This window comes from Mixta intestinalis (assembly GCF_009914055.1).
Lineage (GTDB): Bacteria > Pseudomonadota > Gammaproteobacteria > Enterobacterales > Enterobacteriaceae > Mixta > Mixta intestinalis.
Window position 1 is genome coordinate 721,906 of the sequence record NZ_CP028271.1, and the last position, 20,669, is coordinate 742,574.

Annotated in this window: 15 protein-coding genes; 10 read left to right on the plus strand and 5 right to left on the minus strand. The window is 56.0% G+C overall.

The features are described 5' to 3' along the window. Window positions 1-128 precede the first annotated feature (128 nt). From C7M51_RS03385 to C7M51_RS03405, 5 genes are all read left to right on the plus strand, one after another. The gene (locus C7M51_RS03385; protein ID WP_160620503.1) at window positions 129-1,286 is read left to right on the plus strand and encodes an HlyD family secretion protein; all 1,158 of its coding nucleotides are present in this window, start codon (window positions 129-131) and stop codon (window positions 1,284-1,286) included. Next, window positions 1,283-2,851: a DHA2 family efflux MFS transporter permease subunit gene (locus C7M51_RS03390; RefSeq protein ID WP_160620504.1), complete on the plus strand. Its 1,569-nt coding sequence runs from the start codon at window positions 1,283-1,285 to the stop codon at window positions 2,849-2,851. Before C7M51_RS03385 ends, C7M51_RS03390 begins: the two co-directional genes overlap by 4 nt. 1 nt (window position 2,852) lies before the next feature. Next, complete coding sequence (locus C7M51_RS03395) at window positions 2,853-4,382, plus strand: efflux transporter outer membrane subunit (RefSeq protein ID WP_160620505.1); 1,530 nt, start codon at window positions 2,853-2,855, stop codon at window positions 4,380-4,382. Between the two features lie 441 nt (window positions 4,383-4,823). Further along, entirely contained in the window at window positions 4,824-6,320 is a 1,497-nt protein-coding gene (locus tag C7M51_RS03400) for a sugar porter family MFS transporter (protein WP_160620506.1), read from the plus strand. Window positions 6,321-6,417: 97 nt separating this feature from the next. After that, the gene (locus tag C7M51_RS03405; protein ID WP_160620507.1) at window positions 6,418-8,010 is read left to right on the plus strand and encodes an ABC-F family ATPase; all 1,593 of its coding nucleotides are present in this window, start codon (window positions 6,418-6,420) and stop codon (window positions 8,008-8,010) included. A 112-nt stretch (window positions 8,011-8,122) separates the two neighbouring features. On the opposite strand, the gene moeB is transcribed toward C7M51_RS03405, so the two are convergent. Then, entirely contained in the window at window positions 8,123-8,887 is a 765-nt protein-coding gene (moeB, locus tag C7M51_RS03410; RefSeq protein ID WP_160620508.1) for a molybdopterin-synthase adenylyltransferase MoeB, read from the minus strand. Between the two features lies 1 nt (window position 8,888). Beyond that, window positions 8,889-10,124: a molybdopterin molybdotransferase MoeA gene (gene moeA / locus C7M51_RS03415; protein ID WP_160620509.1), complete on the minus strand. Its 1,236-nt coding sequence runs from the start codon at window positions 10,122-10,124 to the stop codon at window positions 8,889-8,891. 255 nt (window positions 10,125-10,379) lie between these two features. Here moeA and C7M51_RS03420 point away from each other — a divergent pair, with 255 nt between their 5' ends. Genes C7M51_RS03420 through gsiD form a run of 5 tightly spaced genes read left to right on the plus strand, consistent with a single transcriptional unit; the run spans window position 10,380 to window position 16,673 of the window. Then, window positions 10,380-11,333: an isoaspartyl peptidase/L-asparaginase family protein gene (locus C7M51_RS03420; protein WP_160620510.1), complete on the plus strand. Its 954-nt coding sequence runs from the start codon at window positions 10,380-10,382 to the stop codon at window positions 11,331-11,333. Between the two features lie 9 nt (window positions 11,334-11,342). After that, entirely contained in the window at window positions 11,343-13,199 is a 1,857-nt protein-coding gene (gsiA, locus tag C7M51_RS03425) for a glutathione ABC transporter ATP-binding protein GsiA (RefSeq protein ID WP_160620511.1), read from the plus strand. A gap of 48 nt (window positions 13,200-13,247) precedes the next feature. Then, window positions 13,248-14,786: a glutathione ABC transporter substrate-binding protein GsiB gene (gene gsiB, locus C7M51_RS03430; RefSeq protein WP_160620512.1), complete on the plus strand. Its 1,539-nt coding sequence runs from the start codon at window positions 13,248-13,250 to the stop codon at window positions 14,784-14,786. A 51-nt stretch (window positions 14,787-14,837) separates the two neighbouring features. Continuing rightward, complete coding sequence (gene gsiC, locus C7M51_RS03435) at window positions 14,838-15,758, plus strand: glutathione ABC transporter permease GsiC (protein WP_160620513.1); 921 nt, start codon at window positions 14,838-14,840, stop codon at window positions 15,756-15,758. Between the two features lie 9 nt (window positions 15,759-15,767). Continuing rightward, a complete protein-coding gene (gene gsiD, locus C7M51_RS03440) occupies window positions 15,768-16,673 on the plus strand; it encodes a glutathione ABC transporter permease GsiD (RefSeq protein WP_160623549.1) in 906 nt (301 codons plus the stop codon). A 175-nt stretch (window positions 16,674-16,848) separates the two neighbouring features. Here gsiD and C7M51_RS03445 read toward each other — a convergent pair whose 3' ends face one another. The 3 genes from C7M51_RS03445 to C7M51_RS03455 all read right to left on the minus strand — a co-directional run bounded on the left by C7M51_RS03445 (window position 16,849) and on the right by C7M51_RS03455 (window position 20,638). Then, a complete protein-coding gene (locus C7M51_RS03445; protein ID WP_160620514.1) occupies window positions 16,849-17,076 on the minus strand; it encodes a hypothetical protein in 228 nt (75 codons plus the stop codon). A 455-nt stretch (window positions 17,077-17,531) separates the two neighbouring features. Next, a complete protein-coding gene (gene rimO / locus C7M51_RS03450; RefSeq protein WP_160620515.1) occupies window positions 17,532-18,860 on the minus strand; it encodes a 30S ribosomal protein S12 methylthiotransferase RimO in 1,329 nt (442 codons plus the stop codon). Window positions 18,861-18,928: 68 nt separating this feature from the next. Continuing rightward, window positions 18,929-20,638 (minus strand): ShlB/FhaC/HecB family hemolysin secretion/activation protein, encoded by a 1,710-nt coding sequence (locus C7M51_RS03455; protein ID WP_160620516.1) that lies wholly within the window; start codon window positions 20,636-20,638, stop codon window positions 18,929-18,931. Between the last annotated feature and the right edge of the window lie 31 nt (window positions 20,639-20,669).

The following is a 20,669-nucleotide window of genomic DNA, read 5'->3' on the forward strand; positions in this document are numbered from 1 at the left end:
CGGCCTGATAACGCAGTACCCTTACTCAGGGGAAATTTGTCAATAAATCCTGGTATTTGTTGTTTTTCTTTCTATGGTTATCCTTGAGCAGCACTTCAGGATTGATGGTTACCAGAAAGAGAAAAACAATGACGCATACAGATGATAAATCTTCAAATGATGATAAGTCACCACGGCATCAGGAAGCGCAAGAAAACCAGAATAATCAAGAAAATCAGGATGATAATAAGCAGGATGAACAGCCGCGTAAGCGCCCCGGCAAAAAGCCGCTGATTATCCTCGGTATTGTGGTGCTGGTGATGCTGATTGTGGCATTTTTCTTCTGGTTTACCACGCGTAATGAAGAAACAACTGACGACGCCTTTACCGAAGGAAATGCGGTAACCATTGCCGCCAAAACCTCTGGCTATGTGGTTAAGCTGCTGGTCGATGATAACCAGCGCGTTAAAAAAGGCGATCTGCTGCTGGTGATCGATCCGCGTGATAATGAAGCGCAGCGCGATCAGGCAAAAGCTCAGCTGGCGCTGGCCGAAGCGCAGCTACACCAGGCGGAAGCCCAGCTGGCGCTGTCACGCGTTCAGTATCCGGCACAGCGCGATCAGGCGCTGGCGCAGCAGGCGCAGGCGGAAGCTAACCTGATGAATGCTCAGGCGGACTATCGTCGTTTACGCGGCGTCGATCCGCGCGCCACCTCGCAGCGTAATATTGATAGCGCCAGCGCCCAGCTGCGATCGGCGCAGGCGCAGCTGCAAAGTGCGAAAGCGCAGGTAGAAGTTGCCTCGCAGGTTGATTTGCAAATTCGCCAGCAGGAAACTAACGTCGAGGCGCGCCGTCAGCAGGTGGCGCAGGCGCAGGCGCAGCTGAATACAGCGGAACTGAACCTCTCCTATACCGAGGTACGTGCGCCCTATGACGGCTTTGTCACCAAACGCAACGTGCAGACCGGAACGCTGGTACAGGCGGGCAGCTCGCTCTTTTCGCTGGTTTCGCCAGATATCTGGATCGTGGCAAACTTTAAAGAGTCGCAGCTGGAACGTATGAACCCAGGTGACAGGGTCACAATTAGCGTCGATGCCTGGCCGGATATGGAACTGGAAGGGCACGTAGACAGCATTCAAATGGGCTCCGGTTCGCGCTTCTCCGCCTTCCCGGCGGAAAATGCCACCGGCAACTTTGTCAAAATCGTGCAGCGCGTGCCGGTCAAAATCGTTATTGATAAAGGTCTCGATCCTGATAAACCTCTGCCGCTGGGACTCTCGGTTGCGCCTAAGGTGACGGTGGAATGAGCCAGAGCCAAAGCTGGCAGCCAACCAGCAATCCCTGGCTGGTGGCGGTGACGGTGACGCTGGCGGTATTCATGGAGATCCTGGATACCACGATCGTCAACGTTGCGCTGCCGCATATCGCCGGGACGCTCTCTTCCAGCTATGACGAATCTACCTGGGTGTTAACCTCCTATCTGGTGGCAAACGGCATCGTGCTGCCGATCTCGGCCTTTTTCAGCCGCCTGTTTGGGCGCAAGCAATATTTCCTTATCTGCGTCGTGATGTTCACCATCTGCTCTTTCCTGTGCGGTATCGCCACCGAACTGTGGCAGATTATTCTGTTCCGCATTATGCAGGGCTTTTTCGGCGGTGGATTACAGCCGGTGCAGCAGTCGGTGTTGCTCGACTACTTTAAACCGGAAGATCGCGGTAAAGCCTTTGGCCTCTCGGCAATTGCGATTATCGTCGCGCCGGTAATCGGGCCGACGCTCGGCGGCTGGATCACCGATAACTTTAGCTGGCGCTGGGTCTTCTTTATTAACGTGCCGGTTGGCGTCCTCTCTACGTTAGCCATCTACCAGCTACTGGAAGATCCGCCGTGGGAAAAACGCTGGGCGAAGGGTAAGCTGAATATCGATTATATCGGTATCTGCCTGATTACTCTGGGGCTCGGCTGTTTGCAGGTGATGCTGGATCGCGGTGAGGATGAAGACTGGTTCGCCTCACATTTTATTCAGTTTTTTGCCGTAATGACCTTTATCGGCCTGGTGGGTGCGGTTTACTGGCTGATGTATGCCCGCAGGCCGGTAGTGGAAATCGGTGTGGTACGCGATCGCAACTTTTGGGTTTCCGGGCTGCTGATGGCGGGCATGGCGATGATCCTCTACGGTAGTTCTGTCGTGCTGCCGCAGCTGGCGCAGCAGGATTTAGGCTACACCGCCACCTGGTCAGGACTGGTGCTGTCGCCGGGGGCGATCCTCATCGTGCTAACCATTCCGCTGGTGCTGAAGCTGATGCCGCTGGTACAGACGCGCTGGATTATCGCCTTCGGCTTTCTCTGCCTGACGCTGTCCATGTTCTATTCCGCCACGCTGACGCCGCAGGTTGATTTTACCACGCTGGTGTTAATGCGCAGCGCCCAGTCTATCGGCCTTGGTTTTCTGTTTGTGCCGCTGACCACTATCGCTTTCGCTACGATTCCGCAGCGGCTGAATGCGGATGCCTCGGCGCTGTTTACCATGTTCCGCAACGTGGCGGGCTCGATCGGTATTTCGCTCTCCACTGCCGGGATTACCGAGCGCGAACAGGTACGCAGCGCGCATCTGGTGCATAACATGTCGCCGCTTAACGAGCAGTTTAATATCACCCTGGAGCGTTGGGCGCAGGCGGTTCGCGATTTCAGCTCGGCGGCAGGCGATCCGCTGGCGCTGGCTACCGGTCAGCTTTATCAGCAAATGATTGTGCAGGCGCGCATCCTCGCCTATGTGGATGTCTTTATTGGGCTGGGCATCGTTGCCTTTGTCCTGATTCCCCTATGTTTTCTGCTTTCGCCGGTTAAAAGCGAAGGTAGCGCAGGAGCACACTGACATGAACGTTAATAACATGCGTCCCGGCTGGCTGATGCTGTCGCTGCTGCTGGCAGGCTGTGCGGTTGGCCCCGATTATCAGCCGCCTCAGGCGCAGGTTCCGGCTGTCTGGCATGACTTGCCCTCGCAGGCGGCCTCGCGTCCCCAGGCGGGCGCGCCGCGCGCCGACTGGTGGAAAAACTTTAACGATCCGCAGCTCAACAGCCTGATCGATCGGGCGATTCTGGGCAATCTTTCCTTGCAACAGGCGGTGCTGCGTATCGCCGGCGCACGTGAACAGCTGGCACAGGCGCGGGGCGGCCTGTTCCCGTCTGTTAACGGTAGGGCCTCGGCGCAGCGTCAGCAGCTGGGTGCGGAAGGCGTACTGAAAGCGAACGGCGCTTACGATCTGCTGGACAGCAATGCGCCTGAACTGCGCAGCTCGCTCGACAGCCTGACGCGGCCGATCAGCCTGTATCAGGGCAGTTTTGATGCCTCATGGGAGTTGGATCTGTGGGGTAAAGTGCGGCGTCAGGTTGAGGCGGCAAAAGCGCAGCAGCAGGAGTCGATCGAAAGCCGCAACGATGCGCTGGTTTCGCTGGAGGCGGAAGTGGCGCGCGTCTGGCTACAGCTGCGCGGCGCGCAGTCAATAACGCGCACGCTGCAAACGCAGATTGAGGTGGCGCAGCAGACGCTGGAACTGACCCAGAGCCAGCAGCGCAACGGCCTGGCACCCCAGCTGGATGTGGAAAACGCTCGTGCGCAGCTCAGTTCGCTGCGTGCGCAACTACCGCAGTATCAGGCGCAGGCGCGTCAGGCGATGAATGGCCTGGCGGTGCTGCTCGGCAAGCCGCCGGGCGCACTGGATGCCGAACTGATGCAGGATAAACCGTTGCCTGCACTGCCAGACGTAGTGCCGGTGGGCATTCCTTCCACGCTGGCGCGGCGTCGTCCCGATATTCGCCAGGCAGAGGCGAACCTGCATGCTGCTACCGCCAACATTGGCGTATCGGTAGCGCAGCTGTTTCCCAGCCTCTCGCTTACCGGGCAGCTTGGCGTGCGCAATACCGATGCCAGCTATCTCGATAACTGGAGCAGCCATTTCTACAGCTACGGCCCTTCGCTGTCGATCCCGATTTTTCAGGGCGGCAGGCTGGTGTCCAGCGTCAGGCTTTCACGGGCACAGCAGGCTAACTCGGCGCTCAGCTATCGTCAGACGGTGTTAACGGCGTTGCAGGATGTGGAAAATGCGCTGGTTAGCTATCGTACCGATCAGGAACGGGTAACGCAGATGGATGAAACGGTGTCCGCTCTGCAAAACAGTTTCGATCTGGCCAGCGACAGCTATCGTAAAGGGCTGTCCACCTTCCTTGATGTGCTGGATGCCCAGCGGCAGCTTTCCCAGGCGAAACAGCAGGCGGAGCAGGCGCGCGTGCAGAGCTGCCTCGACCTGGTTGCACTCTATAAAGCGCTCGGCGGTGGCTGGGAAAATTACCAGAACGTGCAACTACCGCAGTTTTCCGTCTTTGGCCCGGCAACCTCGGCCGGTTGATTCTCCTCGCTTATCCCGTCAGCGTTGTAATGGCGCTGACGGTAACCTCTCTTTTTCCCCCTCGCATCATGTTCTGGCGGTTAGCTTACCGCTGCTTTTTACCCGCCAAAACCCTTCACTTAAGCAATGAAATGTCTGCTGGATCGATAAATCTCATATTCCTTTTATTTTTAAATCAAAATAAATGTTTCCTTTTCGTTTCGGGATAACCGGCGCAGTCAGAAGATGTTTAAACGTTTTTTTTACGCTTTAACAACCTTATAAGGCAGATAGTGTGATATGGATCGGCATTCAGGCTGTGGATTATGACCAGTGCCACAAAATTGATATTTCACTATTATTATAAATGAAAAAAATAATCTATGTTGTGCTGTGAAAGGTTTGCGCCATTTGCCTCTGGCGCAGGCTGTTTTTCACTTCAATCAGGTTGCTGGAGTTATCATGCCAAAAGAACAATACCTTACGCTGAGCAAAGCTTCCGGACCCAATAGCAATACCCGTACTGAACCCTTTGTGAAGGTCATCGCCGTTATCGCGACGCTGGGCGGCTTACTGTTTGGATACGATACCGGCGTTATTTCCGGTGCGCTGTTATTTATGGGCGATGAACTACACCTCACGCCCTTTACCACGGGACTGGTGACCAGTTCATTACTTTTCGGCGCGGCTTTTGGTGCGCTGGCGGCTGGCCAACTCGCGAATGCGGCCGGGCGGAAGAAAATTATCATTATGCTGGCGGTTATTTTCGCTGCCGGTGCGGTGGGCACCTCAATGGCACCTGACGTACAGTGGATGGTTTTCTTCCGCCTGGTGCTGGGCGTAGCGGTCGGCGGCGCGGCGGCTACCGTACCGGTCTATATCGCTGAAATCGCCCCGGCGAATAAACGCGGGCAGCTGGTGACGTTACAGGAGCTGATGATCGTTTCCGGACAGCTGCTGGCCTACATTTCCAACGCTTCCTTTAATGCCATGTGGGGCGGGGAGGATACCTGGCGCTGGATGCTGGCGATCGCCACGCTGCCTGCCGTGCTGCTGTGGTTTGGCATGATGTTTATGCCAGATACGCCGCGCTGGTACGCGATGAAGGGCCGTCTGGCGGAAGCGCGTCGCGTGCTGGAACGTACCCGTGCTAAAGAAGATGTTGACTGGGAGCTGACCGAAATCGAAGAAACGTTACAGGAGCAGGAGAATCAGGGCAGGCCGCGCCTGAGTGAGTTGAAAAAGCCCTGGCTGTTCCGGCTGTTTCTGATCGGTATCGGCGTGGCGGTTATCCAACAGCTGACCGGCGTCAATACCATTATGTACTATGCGCCCACGGTGCTCACCAATGTGGGCATGAGCAACAGCGCGGCGCTGTTTGCCACCATAGCCAACGGCGCTATCTCGGTGCTGATGACGCTGGTAGGGATCTGGATGCTGGGTAAAATCGGGCGTCGTACCATGACCATGATCGGGCAGTTTGGCTGTACCGGCTGCCTGTTTTTTATTGGGGCTATCAGCTGGCTGATGCCGGAAACCATCAACGGTCAGCCTGATATCCTGCGTAGTTATATGGTGCTGCTGGGGATGCTGATGTTCCTCTGTTTCCAGCAGGGCGCGCTGTCACCGGTGACCTGGCTGCTGCTGTCAGAGATCTTCCCGACGCGGCTGCGTGGGATGTTTATGGGCGGTGCGGTATTCGCTATGTGGATCGCTAACTTCCTTATCTCGCTGATGTTCCCGATGATGCTGGCAAAACTCGGTCTGTCGGGCACTTTCTTTATATTCGGCGTGATAGGTATCGGCGGCGCATTTTTCGTTATCCACTGTATCCCGGAAACGCGCCACCGCAGCCTGGAGCAGATCGAACATTACCTGCGCGACTGGCTTTCGCCGGAGCGCGAAACGCCGCCGCTGACGCCCCCGCTGAAGCGTAAAGCGGAACATCACGGCAGCTAATCCGGCTGCTCAGGGCTGGCGGTGTTCGCCAGCCCTTTTTTATGGCACAATGCCCGCCAGATTTCGTTCATTCCCCCGCATAAGTAAGGCAATCCCTGTGCTAGTTTCCAGTAACGTTACCATGCAGTTTGGCAGCAAACCGCTGTTTGAAAATATTTCCGTTAAGTTTGGCGGCGGCAACCGTTATGGTTTGATCGGCGCGAACGGCAGCGGTAAATCCACCTTTATGAAAATTCTGGGCGGTGATTTAACGCCGACCGCGGGCAACGTTTCCTGCGATCCTAACGAGCGCATCGGTAAGCTGCGCCAGGACCAGTTTGCTTTTGAAAAATTCAGCGTGCTGGATACCGTCATCATGGGCCACGATGAACTGTGGCAGGTGAAGCAGGAACGCGACCGTATTTATGCACTGCCGGAAATGAGCGAAGAAGATGGTTATAAAGTCGCTGACCTCGAAGTGCAGTATGGCGAAATGGATGGTTACACCGCCGAAGCGCGCGCTGGTGAACTGCTGCTCGGCGTGGGTATTCCGCTGGAGCAGCACTACGGCCCGATGAGCGAAGTGGCTCCGGGCTGGAAGCTGCGCGTGCTGCTGGCGCAGGCGCTGTTCTCTAACCCTGATATCCTGCTGCTCGATGAACCGACCAACAACCTGGATATCGATACGATCCGCTGGCTGGAGCAGGTGCTGAACGAGCGTAACAGCACCATGATCATTATTTCGCACGACCGTCATTTTCTGAACATGGTCTGCACCCATATGGCCGATCTCGATTACGGCGAGCTGCGTATCTATCCGGGCAACTACGACGAGTATATGACCGCCACTACCCAGGCGCGTGAGCGTCTGCTGGCCGATAATGCCAAGAAAAAAGCGCAGATTGCCGAGCTGCAATCCTTCGTGAGCCGCTTCAGTGCCAACGCCTCCAAATCGCGTCAGGCTACTTCGCGTGCGAAACAGATTGATAAGATCAAACTGGATGAGGTAAAAGCCTCCAGCCGTCAGAACCCGTTTATCCGTTTCGAGCAGGACAAGAAGCTGTTCCGTAACGCGCTGGAAGTTGAAGCATTGACCAAAGGCTTTGATAACGGCCCGCTGTTCCGCGATCTCAATCTGCTGCTGGAGGTGGGCGAAAAGCTGGCGGTGCTGGGCACCAACGGCGTGGGTAAAACCACCTTGCTGAAAACGCTGGTGGGCGATCTGACGCCAGAAAGCGGCAGCGTAAAATGGTCAGAGAATGTGCGTATCGGCTATTACGCGCAGGATCACGCGGAAGAGTTCGCTAACGATCTCAGCGTATTTGACTGGATGAGCCAGTGGAAGCAGGAAGGCGACGACGAGCAGGCGGTGCGCAGCGTGCTGGGGCGTCTGCTGTTCAGCCAGGATGAGATTAAAAAACCGGCGAAGGTGCTTTCCGGCGGTGAGAAGGGACGTATGCTGTTCGGCAAGCTGATGATGCAGCGCCCTAACATTCTGATTATGGATGAGCCGACTAACCACCTCGATATGGAATCGATCGAGTCGCTGAATATGGCGCTGGAGATGTATCCGGGGACGCTGATCTTCGTCTCCCACGACCGTGAATTTGTAAGTTCGCTGGCGACCCGCGTGCTGGAAATTACGCCGGAGAAGATCATCGATTTCAGCGGCAGCTACGAAGATTACCTGCGCAGCAAAGGCGTACAGTAATCAATTCGCCGCCTGTGGAACGCGGGCGGCATAAGCCACCGTTATGGCGGCCCGCGTACATTATTACGCGGGCCGTTTTGTGTTAATTCACCGTTGGCGTTCAGCGGCAGGCTTAACGGTGGCCCTGACCGCAGACTTCACAAGCAGGATCTTTTGCCACCTTCATTTCACGAAATTGCATTGTCATCGCATCGTACATCAGCAGCTTACCGTCAACCCGTGCGCCAAAGTTGGTTAGCAGGCGGATCGCTTCCATTGCCTGAAGCGAGCCAATGACGCCGACCAGCGGTGCCATAACGCCAGCCTCTACACAGCTCAGGACTTCACCGCCAAACAGACGGCTAATGCAGCGATAGCAGGGCTGCGTATCATCCTGCCAGCTGAAAACGCTGACCTGGCCTTCCATACGAATCGCCGCACCGGAGACCAGCGGCACGCGCTGCCGGAAGCAAAGGCGATTTAGCTGTTCGCGTGTCGCCACATTATCGCTACAGTCCAGTACCACCTGATGCCGGGCGATAAGCGCCTCCAGCGCCGCGTCATCCAGCCGGGCGTTGATCGCCTGTAGCTGCGTCAGCGGATTGATCTGCGCCAGCCGTCGCCGCGCCGATTCCACCTTCGGCGCGTCAATTTCCGCATCGCTGTGCAGTATCTGGCGTTGCAGGTTAGAGAGTGAAACGGTGTCAAAATCGAGCAGGGTCAGAGCACCGATGCCAGCCGATACCAGCCAGGGGCTGGCGGCACAGCCCAGCCCGCCCAGCCCGACCACCAGCGCGCTCGACGCCTTCAGCCGCTCCTGGCCGTCAAAATCAAATCCACGCAGCACGATCTGTCGGTTATAGCGCAGCGTTTCTTCATCGGTTAGCTCCGGCAGCATCTTAGCCTCCCAGCAGTGCGGTAAAAGGTTCGATCTCTACCCATTCGCCGGGATTAACGTTGCCGCGATCGCGTTCCAGCACGATAAAGCAGTTGGCCTGGCTGAAGGAGCTAAAGACGTGCGAGCCCTGGTTGCCGGTGCTGACTACCTGAAGTTCGCCATCGGCGCTGCGTCTGACGATGCCACGCTGAAAATCGAGCCGTCCGGGTGTTTTTTTCAGGTATTCTCCGGCGCGCGCGCGCTGACGCGGCGGCAGAGCCGGGCTTTGTTGACCGCTCAGCTTCGCCAGCAGCGGCTGTACCAGCTGATAGAAGGTAACGGCAGCGGAAACCGGATTACCCGGTAAACCACAGAACCAGCTGTGGCTCAGGCGTCCAAAGGCGAAAGGCTTACCCGGTTTGATTGCCAGCTTCCAGAAGGTAATTTCGCCCAGTTCATCCAGCATCGCTTTAGTGTAGTCTGCCTCGCCAACCGAGACGCCGCCGCTGCTGATGACCAGATCGGCTTCGCTGTCGGCACGCACGAAAGCGGCACGCAGCGCCTCAGGATCGTCGCGAATAATACCCAAATCGATAACCTCGCAGCCGAGCTTATCGAGCATCAGCCGCACGGTGAAACGGTTGGTGTCGTAAATCTGGCCCGCCTGTAGAGGTTCGCCAACCGGCTGTAGCTCGTCACCGGTGGAAAACAGCGCCACGCGCAGACGGCGCACCACATCCACTTCACCCACGCCCAGCGAGGCGATCAGCGGCAGTTCTGCCGGGCCGAGGCGCACGCCCGCATCGAGCACGCTATCGCCGCAGCGGATATCTTCACCGGCGCGGCGAATATTTTGTCCGGCGCTGACCGGCGCAGTAAAGCGAATGCGTTCACCTTCCGTAACGGTCTCTTCCTGCATCACAACGGCTTCGGTGCCTGCCGGAATTGGCGCGCCGGTCATAATACGCACGGTGGTGCCTGTTGGCCATTCGCCGCTGAAGGGCTGGCCAGCAAAGGCTTTTCCGGCAACTGGCAGCGGTTCGCCGCTGGCGAGATCGGCCAGGCGCACCGCATAGCCATCCATCGCCGAGTTATCAAACGGCGGCACATCGAGAGGAGAGACGACCGGCGCTGCCGTAATACGTCCGGCGGCGGCATAAATTGACAGACGCTCGCTTTCATTAAGCGGTGAGATCTGAGCCAGCATTTTTTGCAGGGCATCTTCAAGGGAAATTAATCCCGCAGTGAAACTTTCCATTTGGCCTCCGGCCAGAAACGACAGACAGATAGCGCCTATTATGGCGCGAAATGGCGCGGCGATCATCCCACGCGCACGCACAGCCTCACGACGCTGCGATTTCGTTATGAGATATAACGCTTTGTTATTAAGACTTGCCAGGCTTAACGCTTTACATCTTTTCCGCTGCTACCTATAGTCAAAATTTGCCGAAAAATCATAACATCACATCATTCAGTCGTTTCTGACCGATTCAGAACACAGGGTAAATGAAGCATGGGCAAAGCAGGCATTGCTATTCACGGCGGCGCGGGAGCTATAGCACGCGCGTCGCTTAGCATGGAGCAAGAGCAGCGCTATTTGCAGGCGCTAACAGGGATTGTCGCCAGCGGCCAGGCGATTCTCGCGGCGGGCGGCAGCGCGCTGGATGCGGTCACCGAAGCGGTACGTTTGCTGGAAGAATCACCGCTGTTTAACGCCGGTAAGGGCAGCGTTTTTACCTGTCGCGGCACGCATGAGCTGGACGCCTGTATTATGGACGGGCATACCCAGGATGCGGGCGCGGTGGCGGGCGTGGCACATATTCGTAATCCGGTGCTGGCGGCACGAAAGGTGCTGGAGAACAGCCCGCACGTGCTGTTGAGCGGCGACGGCGCGGAGCAGTTTGCCCGCGAGCAGGGGCTGGAGCTGGTGGCGGCAGATTTCTTTTCCACCGATGAACGCTGGCAACAGTTACAGCGCGCCCAGGCGACACAGCAGACGCTGCTGGATCATGATGGTGCAGCGCAGTCGGCACCGCTGGATGCCGATCGCAAGCTGGGGACGGTGGGCGCGGTTGCCTGTGACAGCAATGGTCATCTGGCTGCCGCTACCTCAACCGGCGGCATGACCAATAAGCAGCCGGGGCGCGTGGGCGATTCGCCGCTGCCTGGTGCGGGCTGCTTCAGCAATCGCCGTGTGGCGGTCTCCTGTACCGGCACCGGCGAAGTCTTTATCCGCACGCTGGCTGCCTATGATGTCGCCGCGCTGATGGAATATAGCGGCTATACGCTGCGTCAGGCCTGCGCCCATGTAATCCACGATAAAATTGCCTCGCTGGATGGCAGCGGCGGGCTGATCGCTATCGACGCCGACGGCAATATGGCACTGCCGTTTAATACGGAAGGCATGTATCGCGGCTATGGCTACCTCGGTGAAAGTCCGGTCGTAGCTATTTACCGCACACGTTAAGGAGCCCGCATGCAACAGCCTTCTTCCTTCGTGTTGCCTGACGACAGCGTTTTAGCGGTGCGCAATCTCAGCGTCAGCTTTACCCAGCAGGGGCAGGTCACCCAGGCGGTACGCCAGCTTTCGCTTGAAGTACGGCGCGGCGAAACGCTGGCGCTGGTGGGTGAATCAGGCTCCGGCAAATCGGTCACCTCGCTGGCGCTGATGCGCCTGATTGAGCAGAGCGGTGGCACGCTTGAGAGCGGTGAACTGTGGCTACGGCGGCGCAATAATACGGTGATCGATCTTGCCAGGCTGCGTCAGTCGCAGATGCGTATCATTCGCGGTGCCGATATGGCGATGATTTTCCAGGAGCCGATGACCTCGCTAAACCCGGTGTTTCCGGTAGGCGAGCAGATTGCCGAATCGGTACGATTGCACCAGGGCAAAAGCCAACGACGGGCGCTGGCGGAGGCGCGCAGGATGCTCGACCTGGTGCGAATTCCCGAAGCGCAAAACGTGATGACCCGCTTTCCTCATCAGCTTTCTGGCGGAATGCGCCAGCGGGTGATGATCGCCATGGCGCTCTCCTGTCGTCCGGCACTCCTGATCGCTGACGAGCCGACGACCGCGCTGGATGTTACCATCCAGGCGCAGATCTTACAGCTGATCCGCGTGCTGCAAAAAGAGATGGAAATGGGGGTGATTTTTATCACCCACGATATGGGCGTGGTGGCAGAAATGGCTGACCGCGTGCAGGTGATGTATCGCGGCGAAGTGGTGGAAAGCGGCACCACCGACAGACTGTTTAGCGCGCCGCAGCAGCCTTATACCCAGGCGCTGCTGGCGGCGGTACCGCGGCTTGGTGCCATGCGAGGCCAGCCGCTGCCGCGTAAGTTCCCGCTGGCGGGCGAGCCGGAAAACCCCGATGCGCAGCCGGATACCGTCCGTCATATTGATTCGCCAGTATTGCAGGTGCGTGATTTAGTGGCCCGTTTTGATATGCGCGGTGGCCTGCTGAACCGCGTTAAGTGGCGCATTCATGCAGTGGAAAAAGTGAGCTTCGATCTGCACGCGGGCGAAACCCTGGCGCTGGTAGGTGAATCGGGCTGCGGTAAATCGACTACCGGACGTGCGCTGCTGCGGCTGGTGGAAAGTCAGGGCGGCAGCATCACCTTTAACGGTCAGCGCATCGATAAGCTGAAATCTCATCAGCTGTCCCATTTACGGCGCGATATCCAGTTTATCTTTCAGGACCCCTACGCCTCTCTCGATCCGCGTCTGACCGTTGGTTTCTCTGTTATGGAGCCGCTGCTGGTGCATAACATTATGCCGCGTGCCGAGGCGGAACAGCGCGTTGCCTGGCTGCTGGAAAAAGTCGGACTGCTGCCGGAACATGCGCGTCGCTATCCCCATGAGTTTTCCGGCGGGCAGCGTCAGCGTATCTGTATCGCCCGTGCGCTGGCGCTCAATCCCAAAGTGGTGATCGCTGATGAGGCGGTTTCCGCGCTGGATGTCTCGATTCAGGCGCAGATTGTGAATCTGATGCTCGATCTGCAACGTGAGTTCGGCATCGCATTTTTGTTTATTTCGCATGATATGGCGGTGGTGGAACGCATCAGCCATCGCGTGGCGGTGATGTATCTGGGGCAAATCGTGGAGATTGGCCCGCGGCAGGCGGTATTTGAGAATCCACAGCATCCCTACACGCGCAAGCTGATGTCTGCGGTGCCGGTTGCCGATCCGGGACACCGACGGCGCGAGCGGGCGCTGCTGGTGGATGAACTGCCCAGCCCGCTGCGTGAACCGGGCGATGAGCCCGCCGTCGCGCCGTTAATTAAAGTGGGTGCCGAACATTACGTCGCCCGACATACCATCAGCGGCGCCTGATCGGGCCCGGCTTAGCTAAACAGAAAGGGACAGAGGAGAACAGGCACTATGACTATTCGAACCACAGGTAAATGGCTGTTAACGGCTGGGCTGCTCGGCAGCTTCGCCGCTGCGCCTGCCTTTGCAGCAAAGGATGCGGTAATCGCCGTGGGCTCTAACTTCACCACGCTCGATCCATATGATGCCAACGATACGCTGTCGCAGGCGGTAGCAAAATCTTTCTATCAGGGGCTGTTCGGCTTTGATAAGGATATGAAACTGGTTAACGTGCTGGCGGAAAGCTATCAGGCGAGCCCGGACGGACTGACCTGGACCATTACGCTGCGCCCCGGCATCAAGTTCCAGGATGGCACTGACTTTAATGCCGAAGCGGTAAAGGTGAACCTCGATCGCGCCAGCGACGAAGGTAATCACCTGAAACGCTATAACCTGTTTAAGCATATCGCCACTACTGAAGCGGTCGATGCCACCACGGTAAAAATCACCCTGAAACAGCCGTTCTCCGCCTTTATCAATATCCTGGCCCATCCGGCGGCGGCGATGATCTCGCCTACGGCGCTGAAAAAATATGGTAAAGAGATCGGTTTTCATCCGGTTGGGACCGGGCCGTACCAGTTCGTTACCTGGAATCAGACCGATTTCGTTAAGGTGAAAAAGTGGGATGGCTACTGGAAAAAAGGCTATCCGAAGCTCGATTCCATTACCTGGCGTCCGGTAGTGGACAATAATACGCGTGCGGCGATGCTGCAAACCGGCGAGGCTAACTTTGCTTTCCCAATCCCCTATGAGCAGGCGAAGCTGCTGGAGAAAAACAGCAAGCTGGATCTGGTCAGCACGCCTTCTATCATGCAGCGCTACATCAGCTTTAACGTCACGCAGAAGCCGTTTGATAATCCGAAAGTGCGTGAAGCGATTAACTACGCCATTAACCGCCAGGCGCTGAGCAAAGTTGCCTTTGCCGGTTATGCCACGCCCGCCACCGGCATTGTGCCGCCATCTATTGCCTATGCGCAGAGCTATCCGGCAATTGAGTACAATCCGGCAAAGGCGCGTGAATTGCTGAAAGAGGCGGGCTACCCCAACGGCTTCAGCACCACGCTCTGGTCCTCTCACAATCACAGCACCGCGCAAAAAGTGTTGCAGTTTACCCAGCAGCAGCTGGCGCAGATTGGCATTAAGGTGAACGTTACCGCAATGGATGCCGGGCAACGTGCGGCGGAGGTTGAGGGCAAAGGGCAGAAGGAGAGCGGAGTGCGCATGTTCTATACTGGCTGGTCCGCCTCGACCGGCGAAGCCGACTGGGCGCTGACGCCGCTGTTCGCCACCACCTCTTGGCCACCAACCATCTTTAACACCGCTTTTTACAGCAATGAGCAGGTGGATAAAGATCTCAGCGACGCGCTGAAAACCACCGATTCCGGGAAAAAGGCGCAGCTGTATAAGGATGCACAGGATCGTATCTGGAACGATCGCCCCTGGGCGCCGCTGGTGGTGGAAAAACTGGTATCCGCCAATACCAAATCACTGACCGGCTTTTACATGATGCCGGACACCTCCTTTAGCTTTGATGAAGCCGATCTGAAGTAATGTTGCTGACGCCAGCTTTAACCGGCTGGCGTTTGCGGCGCAGGGATATGCATGCTGAACTATTTTCTTAAACGCCTGCTGGGACTGATTCCAACGCTGCTGATTGTCGCGGTGCTGGTCTTTCTTTTCGTGCATCTGCTGCCGGGCGATCCGGCGCGGCTGGTGGCCGGGCCGGAAGCGGACGCCACGGTTATCAACCTGGTGCGCCAGGAGCTGGGACTGGATCAGCCGCTGCCGCAGCAGTTCTGGCATTTTATCGTGAACGCGTTGCAGGGCGATTTTGGCAGCTCAATGGTGTCAAAACGACCGGTATCGCAGGAGATCGCTTCACGTTTTCTGCCTACGCTCTGGCTGACGCTGAGCAGCATGGCCTGGTCGGTGATTATCGGTATGGCCATCGGCATCGTTTCCGCCGTCTGGCGCAACCGCTGGCCCGATCGCATCGGCATGACGCTGGCGGTTTCCGGCATCTCTTTTCCCGCCTTTGCGCTGGGCATGCTGCTGATGCAGATCTTTTCCGTCGAGCTCGGCTGGTTGCCGACCGTGGGTGCCGATAGCTGGCGACACTATATCCTGCCTTCCATTACGCTGGGCGCGGCGGTGGCGGCCATCATGGCACGCTTCACCCGGGCTTCCTTCGTAGAGGTGATGCAGGAAGATTACATGCGCACCGCGCGCGCCAAAGGGGTACGCGAATCGCTGGTGATTGTTAAACACGGCTTGCGTAACGCTATGATCCCGGTGGTCACCATGATGGGCTTACAGTTTGGCTTTCTGCTTGGCGGCTCGATTGTGGTGGAAGTGGTATTTAACTGGCCGGGGCTGGGACGCCTGCTGGTAGATTCAGTGGAGATGCGTGATTATCCGGTGATTCAGGCGGAGGTGCTGCTGTTTTCACTGGAGTTTATCCTGATTAACCTGATAGTGGACATGCTTTATGCCGCCATCAATCCCGCTATTCGTTACAAATAAGGAGCCATGATGAAGAACTGGCGACGTGAAGCGGCGCTAAAGGCGATGCCTTTACAACGTAACGATAGTGTACGTACGCCGTGGCATGAATTCTGGCGACGTTTTCGCCATCAGCATGTGGCGCTGATAGCCGGGCTGTTTGTTCTGCTGCTGATTGTGCTGGCGTTTATCGCTCCCTGGATAGCGCCGTTCGATGCAGAAAACTATTTCGATTATGACCGGCTGACCGAAGGACCCTCCGCTATGCACTGGTTTGGCGTCGATTCGCTGGGGCGTGATATTTTTAGCCGGGTGCTGGCAGGAACACGGATTTCATTGCTGGCTGGCTTTTTCTCTGTGGCAATCGGCACGGTAATCGGGACCGTGCTGGGATTGGTGGCGGGCTACTACGAAGGATGGTGCGATCGTATCATTATGCGTATTTGCGACGTGCTGTTTGCCTTTCCCGGCATCCTGCTGGCAATTGCGGTGGTGGCGATCATGGGCAGCGGCATGGCTAACGTTATCGTGGCGGTGGCGATTTTCAGCGTGCCTGCTTTTGCCCGTCTGGTGCGCGGCAATACGCTGGTACTGAAGCATCAGACTTTTATTGAGTCGGCGCGCAGCATCGGCGCGCCGGACTGGACGATAATCCTGCGTCACATCTTGCCCGGCACGGTATCGTCGATTGTGGTCTATTTCACCATGCGCATCGGCACCTCGATTATTACCGCCGCCAGCCTCTCTTTTCTTGGCCTGGGCGCGCAGCCGCCGACGCCGGAGTGGGGCGCAATGCTCAACGAGGCGCGGGCGGATATGGTAATGGCACCGCACGTGGCAATTTTCCCCAGCCTGGCGATTTTCCTGACGGTGCTGGCGTTTAATCTGCTGGGCGACGGCCTGCGCGATGCGCTCGATCCTAAGCTCAGGAATTAGCGAACGCGACAGCCGGGAAAGAAGGCCGCTATCTTCCCGGCTAATTTATTACTGGCAGAACCGCAAGCCAGCCATCCTTTATTAGCTGTTCTGACGCACAGGGAATGAATACGGTTGCCGCTGCATCAGAAAAATAGTACGCAGAAAAGTAATCAAGGCGTCTGTAGCCGAACAATTATGGCCTGGGTGTTGCACAATCTACTGTTTGCGTATTTTGATAAGAGACCATGAAGGGAAAATCGATGACTGTTCTCTGCCAGTGGCAAATCAAAATATTATTTTTGGTAATATTATAGCTTATCAGCCCCCAGGGTCCTTTGACTTTGGCCTCGACTTTTACTGGTGCAAATGATAAACAGGCGATGGTGCAAAGCCCGGCCATAAATAATGGTTTTTTCAACATATCATGATCCTTGCTAGCTTATATCCATTTGAAAGCAACAGCATAATACTTTGCAAATACCAGACGACCTAAAAGCCCGCCCATCATATACCTGCTAAGGTTAAAAAATCATTAGCAATGCTTAATTAAATTTATATTAAATACGCATAGCAGTTCTGTTATTAGCGTAAAACGTAATAAAAATCGCCCAGGATAATTGCCCTGTTTTATTATTATCCGTTAACTTTTATCATTACTTATTTAAAGGGTGGTAATTATTTAAAACGCATATAAATAGTAAGGCAGGAAGTTGTTGCGGAGAATAGCCAGCAAGCTAATCAAGCGAGTGAGTAAATAAAATAATTTAACGGGCCGAATAAACGTTAGCCTACCGAAAAAGCGGCATCAGTTGCCGCGCTGGTAGAAAGCGCCCGGCGTATGGCCAGGCGCTGAAGTATGCCGCAGGAGCTGAGATATCAGATTTTACTGCCCCACAGATCGTATTCGTCGGCGTGTTCCACTTTCACCCGCACGATATCGCCGGGCCTGAGGGCGGTTTCACCATTAAGATAGACCGCGCCATCAATTTCCGGCGCATCCGCCATGCTGCGGCCAATGGCACCTTCTTCGTCCACCTCATCGATAATTACCAGGATTTCACGCCCGATTTTTTCCCGCAGGCGCTCGCTGGAGATCTGCTGTTGCTGCTGCATAAAGCGATCGTAGCGCTGCTGTTTGATCTCGTCCGGCACCTGATCCGGCAGATGGTTGGCGTCTGCGCCTTCCATCGGGCTGTACTGGAAACAGCCGACGCGATCCAGCCGCGCCTCTTGCAGGAAATCGAGCAGCATCTGGAAATCTTCTTCTGTCTCGCCGGGAAAGCCGACGATAAAGGTGGAGCGCAGCGTGATTTCCGGGCAGATTTCCCGCCAGCGTTTGATGCGTTCCAGCGTACGTTCAACCGCACCGGGACGCTTCATTAGCTTGAGGATACGCGGGCTGGCGTGCTGCAACGGAATATCGAGGTAGGGCAGCACTTTCCCCTGCGCCATCAGCGGAATGACATCATCCACATGCGGATAGGGATAGACATAGTGCAGGCGTACCCATACGCCAAGCTTCGCCAGCTGTTCACACAGGCTGACCATACTGCTTTTTACCGGTGAACCGTTCCAGAAGCCGGTGCGGTGTTTTACATCGACGCCGTAGGCGGAGGTATCCTGCGAAATGATCAGCAACTCTTTGACGCCTGCGGAGACCAGACGCTTCGCCTCGTCCAGCACCTCGCCAATCGGACGGCTGTCGAGATCGCCACGCATTGACGGAATAATGCAGAAGGTGCAGCGGTGGTTGCAGCCTTCTGAAATTTTCAGATAAGCGTAGTGGCGCGGCGTCAGTTTTACCCCCTGTTCCGGCACCAGGCTGAGGAAAGGGTTATGCTGTGGCTTCGGAGCGTAACGGTGTACGCATTCCAGCACCTGTTCATAGCTGTGCGGCCCGGTCACCTCCAGCACTTTGGGATGGATCTCCCGGATCCGATCTTCTTTAGCGCCAAGGCAGCCGGTCACGATAACCTTACCGTTGCTGTCCAGCGCTTCGCCAATCGCCTCCAGCGATTCCTGCACCGCGCTGTCGATAAAGCCGCAGGTATTAACAATGACCACGTCGGCATCATCGTAGCGCGGCACCACTTCATAACCTTCGGTACGCAATTCGGTCAGGATACGCTCGGAATCCACCAGATTTTTCGGGCAGCCGAGAGAGACAAAGCCGACACGCGACGGCTGTTGGGTGACATTACTCATGTGGTTAAAAATTCGTCATAAAGGTAGACTAAACGGATGATTTTACTAAAACTTGCCGAAAAGGTGTATCAGAAATGCACGCCTGCGGTAATCCAGCCCATCGCTTTGTTTTGCGCAGGCAGAAGAGCGTCATGCCCGTCGCGCCAGGCGTAGCTGGCGCTGATAAACAGCCTGTCATTAAGCTGATAATCAGCGCCGATCCCATGCCCGGCCAGCGTCACAGTTTGTTGCTGGCGGGAAAACTTGTTGATTTTGCCGGTGGCATAATCGTAAAACAGGCGGGTGGACAAACCTTTTACCCAGGGAAGGGCGAACTGTAATCCTGTAGAGGTTATCCAGGCGCTGTCGGCGCTGGCGGTAGAGTTACTGTAAGCGCGCACGGCGTAAGGCCCACCCAGGGAAATTTTTTCTGCGCCGTCAAGATTTTTGCTGGCCTGCTGGCCGGTTAGCGAGAAATTAATTGCGATTCCTGGTAGCACGTTCTGGATGAATTTTATCTGCTGACCGCTTTTGAAAAAAGTCCCCCTGGTATGCAACCCATTCCAGGCATCATCGTTATTTAATCGACCGGCACCATAACTGAGATCGTATTGCAGAACATTCGGCCTGCCGAACAGTTCGCTCTGACGCGATCCGGTTAGCTGCATCCCGATAACCGCCGCCCGACGTGCGTTTTTCTCGTCCCAGAAGGTGTCGTCCATACGTTTTATATCGGCGCTGAGACCCAGCGTTAAGTTGCTTTTATCGCTGCGGATTATCGGCTGGCTGCCGTAGAACGACAGCACGTCGGCAAATCCGTCGCCCAGGCCGGACAACAACGGGCCGCCCAGACGGTAGCTGACTCGGGATAACGCAACGCCTGCTCTGCCGCCGCGCGTATTTACCGGAAGATCGTAGGAAACGCGCGCGATAGCAGTTTTGCCATGTTTACTCTTGTTATTGATTTGCAGCCGGTCCGGAGCAATAAAAGCCAGCGCCTGTAGGCGATCGCCGAGCCCAGCCGGACTGTTTATCGTTAGCTGTATGCCGGCACGATTACGTCCGCTGGTGACGGAGCCCATATTATCGAACAGCAGATAACTTTCGAAACGCTTCGCCGCCTGCAGATCTAACGTCAGTCGGCTGCCGCCGGGGTTATTGCCCGGCATTAATGTTGGCGACAGCGCGCTGATGCCTGGGAGATCGCCAATCAACAGCAGTGTTTCATTAACTTCAGCCAGGCTACCTTTTTCCGGCCCGTTGAGCCGGGCAATAAAACGGTTGAGCACAAAATTATGAACCAGCGAGGCGTTATCAGCTAAGTCTACTGCTTCGATATAACCATTGAGGATGGCGATAGTGACCGTATCGTTGATAATTTTTTGTCGGGGAATATAGGCGTAGCTCAGATATTCGCCGTGAAACTGGAGTATTGAAGTAATCTTAATGGCAACGTTCTTCAGGTCGGCAAGCGACATCTCTGTATTAGCAAATTTATCAATAAACTTTTTTATATCTTTTTGCGCCGGGCCGGGAGCGTCGATAACTTTCAGCTGCCTGACTTTAATTTTGGGGCCGTCGGTGCCGACGTCGCTGTGCCGTTTTTTGGTTAGTGTGGCCAGCGGATCGCCTGTACTCTTCGTCTGAGGCGGCGAGGGGGCCTTAAGTAGCGGGTTATTTTGCAGTAGTTCACCGCTTTGTGAACTGACAGGGGCCAGCGCGGCAAAAGTATTAAGAGGAAAATAAGCCGGCAGTGGAAAAAAAGTAAAAATCAAAGCGAAGCGCGTAATGTTTTTCATATTATGATTAAATAAATTAACTTACATCAGC

Excerpts from the sequence above, each read along its gene's own strand:
- C7M51_RS03385 (WP_160620503.1), top strand. The coding sequence starts at position 129 with ATGACGCATACAGATGATAAATCTTCAAATGATGATAAGTCACCACGG.
- C7M51_RS03420 (WP_160620510.1), top strand. The coding sequence starts at position 10,380 with ATGGGCAAAGCAGGCATTGCTATTCACGGCGGCGCGGGAGCTATAGCA.
- moeB (WP_160620508.1), bottom strand. The coding sequence starts at position 8,887 with ATGCTGCCGGAGCTAACCGATGAAGAAACGCTGCGCTATAACCGACAG.
- C7M51_RS03455 (WP_160620516.1), bottom strand. The coding sequence starts at position 20,638 with ATGAAAAACATTACGCGCTTCGCTTTGATTTTTACTTTTTTTCCACTG.
- gsiC (WP_160620513.1), top strand. The coding sequence starts at position 14,838 with ATGCTGAACTATTTTCTTAAACGCCTGCTGGGACTGATTCCAACGCTG.
- moeA (WP_160620509.1), bottom strand. The coding sequence starts at position 10,124 with ATGGAAAGTTTCACTGCGGGATTAATTTCCCTTGAAGATGCCCTGCAA.
- C7M51_RS03445 (WP_160620514.1), bottom strand. The coding sequence starts at position 17,076 with ATGTTGAAAAAACCATTATTTATGGCCGGGCTTTGCACCATCGCCTGT.
- gsiB (WP_160620512.1), top strand. The coding sequence starts at position 13,248 with ATGACTATTCGAACCACAGGTAAATGGCTGTTAACGGCTGGGCTGCTC.
- rimO (WP_160620515.1), bottom strand. The coding sequence starts at position 18,860 with ATGAGTAATGTCACCCAACAGCCGTCGCGTGTCGGCTTTGTCTCTCTC.
- gsiD (WP_160623549.1), top strand. The coding sequence starts at position 15,768 with ATGAAGAACTGGCGACGTGAAGCGGCGCTAAAGGCGATGCCTTTACAA.
- C7M51_RS03395 (WP_160620505.1), top strand. The coding sequence starts at position 2,853 with ATGAACGTTAATAACATGCGTCCCGGCTGGCTGATGCTGTCGCTGCTG.
- gsiA (WP_160620511.1), top strand. The coding sequence starts at position 11,343 with ATGCAACAGCCTTCTTCCTTCGTGTTGCCTGACGACAGCGTTTTAGCG.
- C7M51_RS03390 (WP_160620504.1), top strand. The coding sequence starts at position 1,283 with ATGAGCCAGAGCCAAAGCTGGCAGCCAACCAGCAATCCCTGGCTGGTG.
- C7M51_RS03400 (WP_160620506.1), top strand. The coding sequence starts at position 4,824 with ATGCCAAAAGAACAATACCTTACGCTGAGCAAAGCTTCCGGACCCAAT.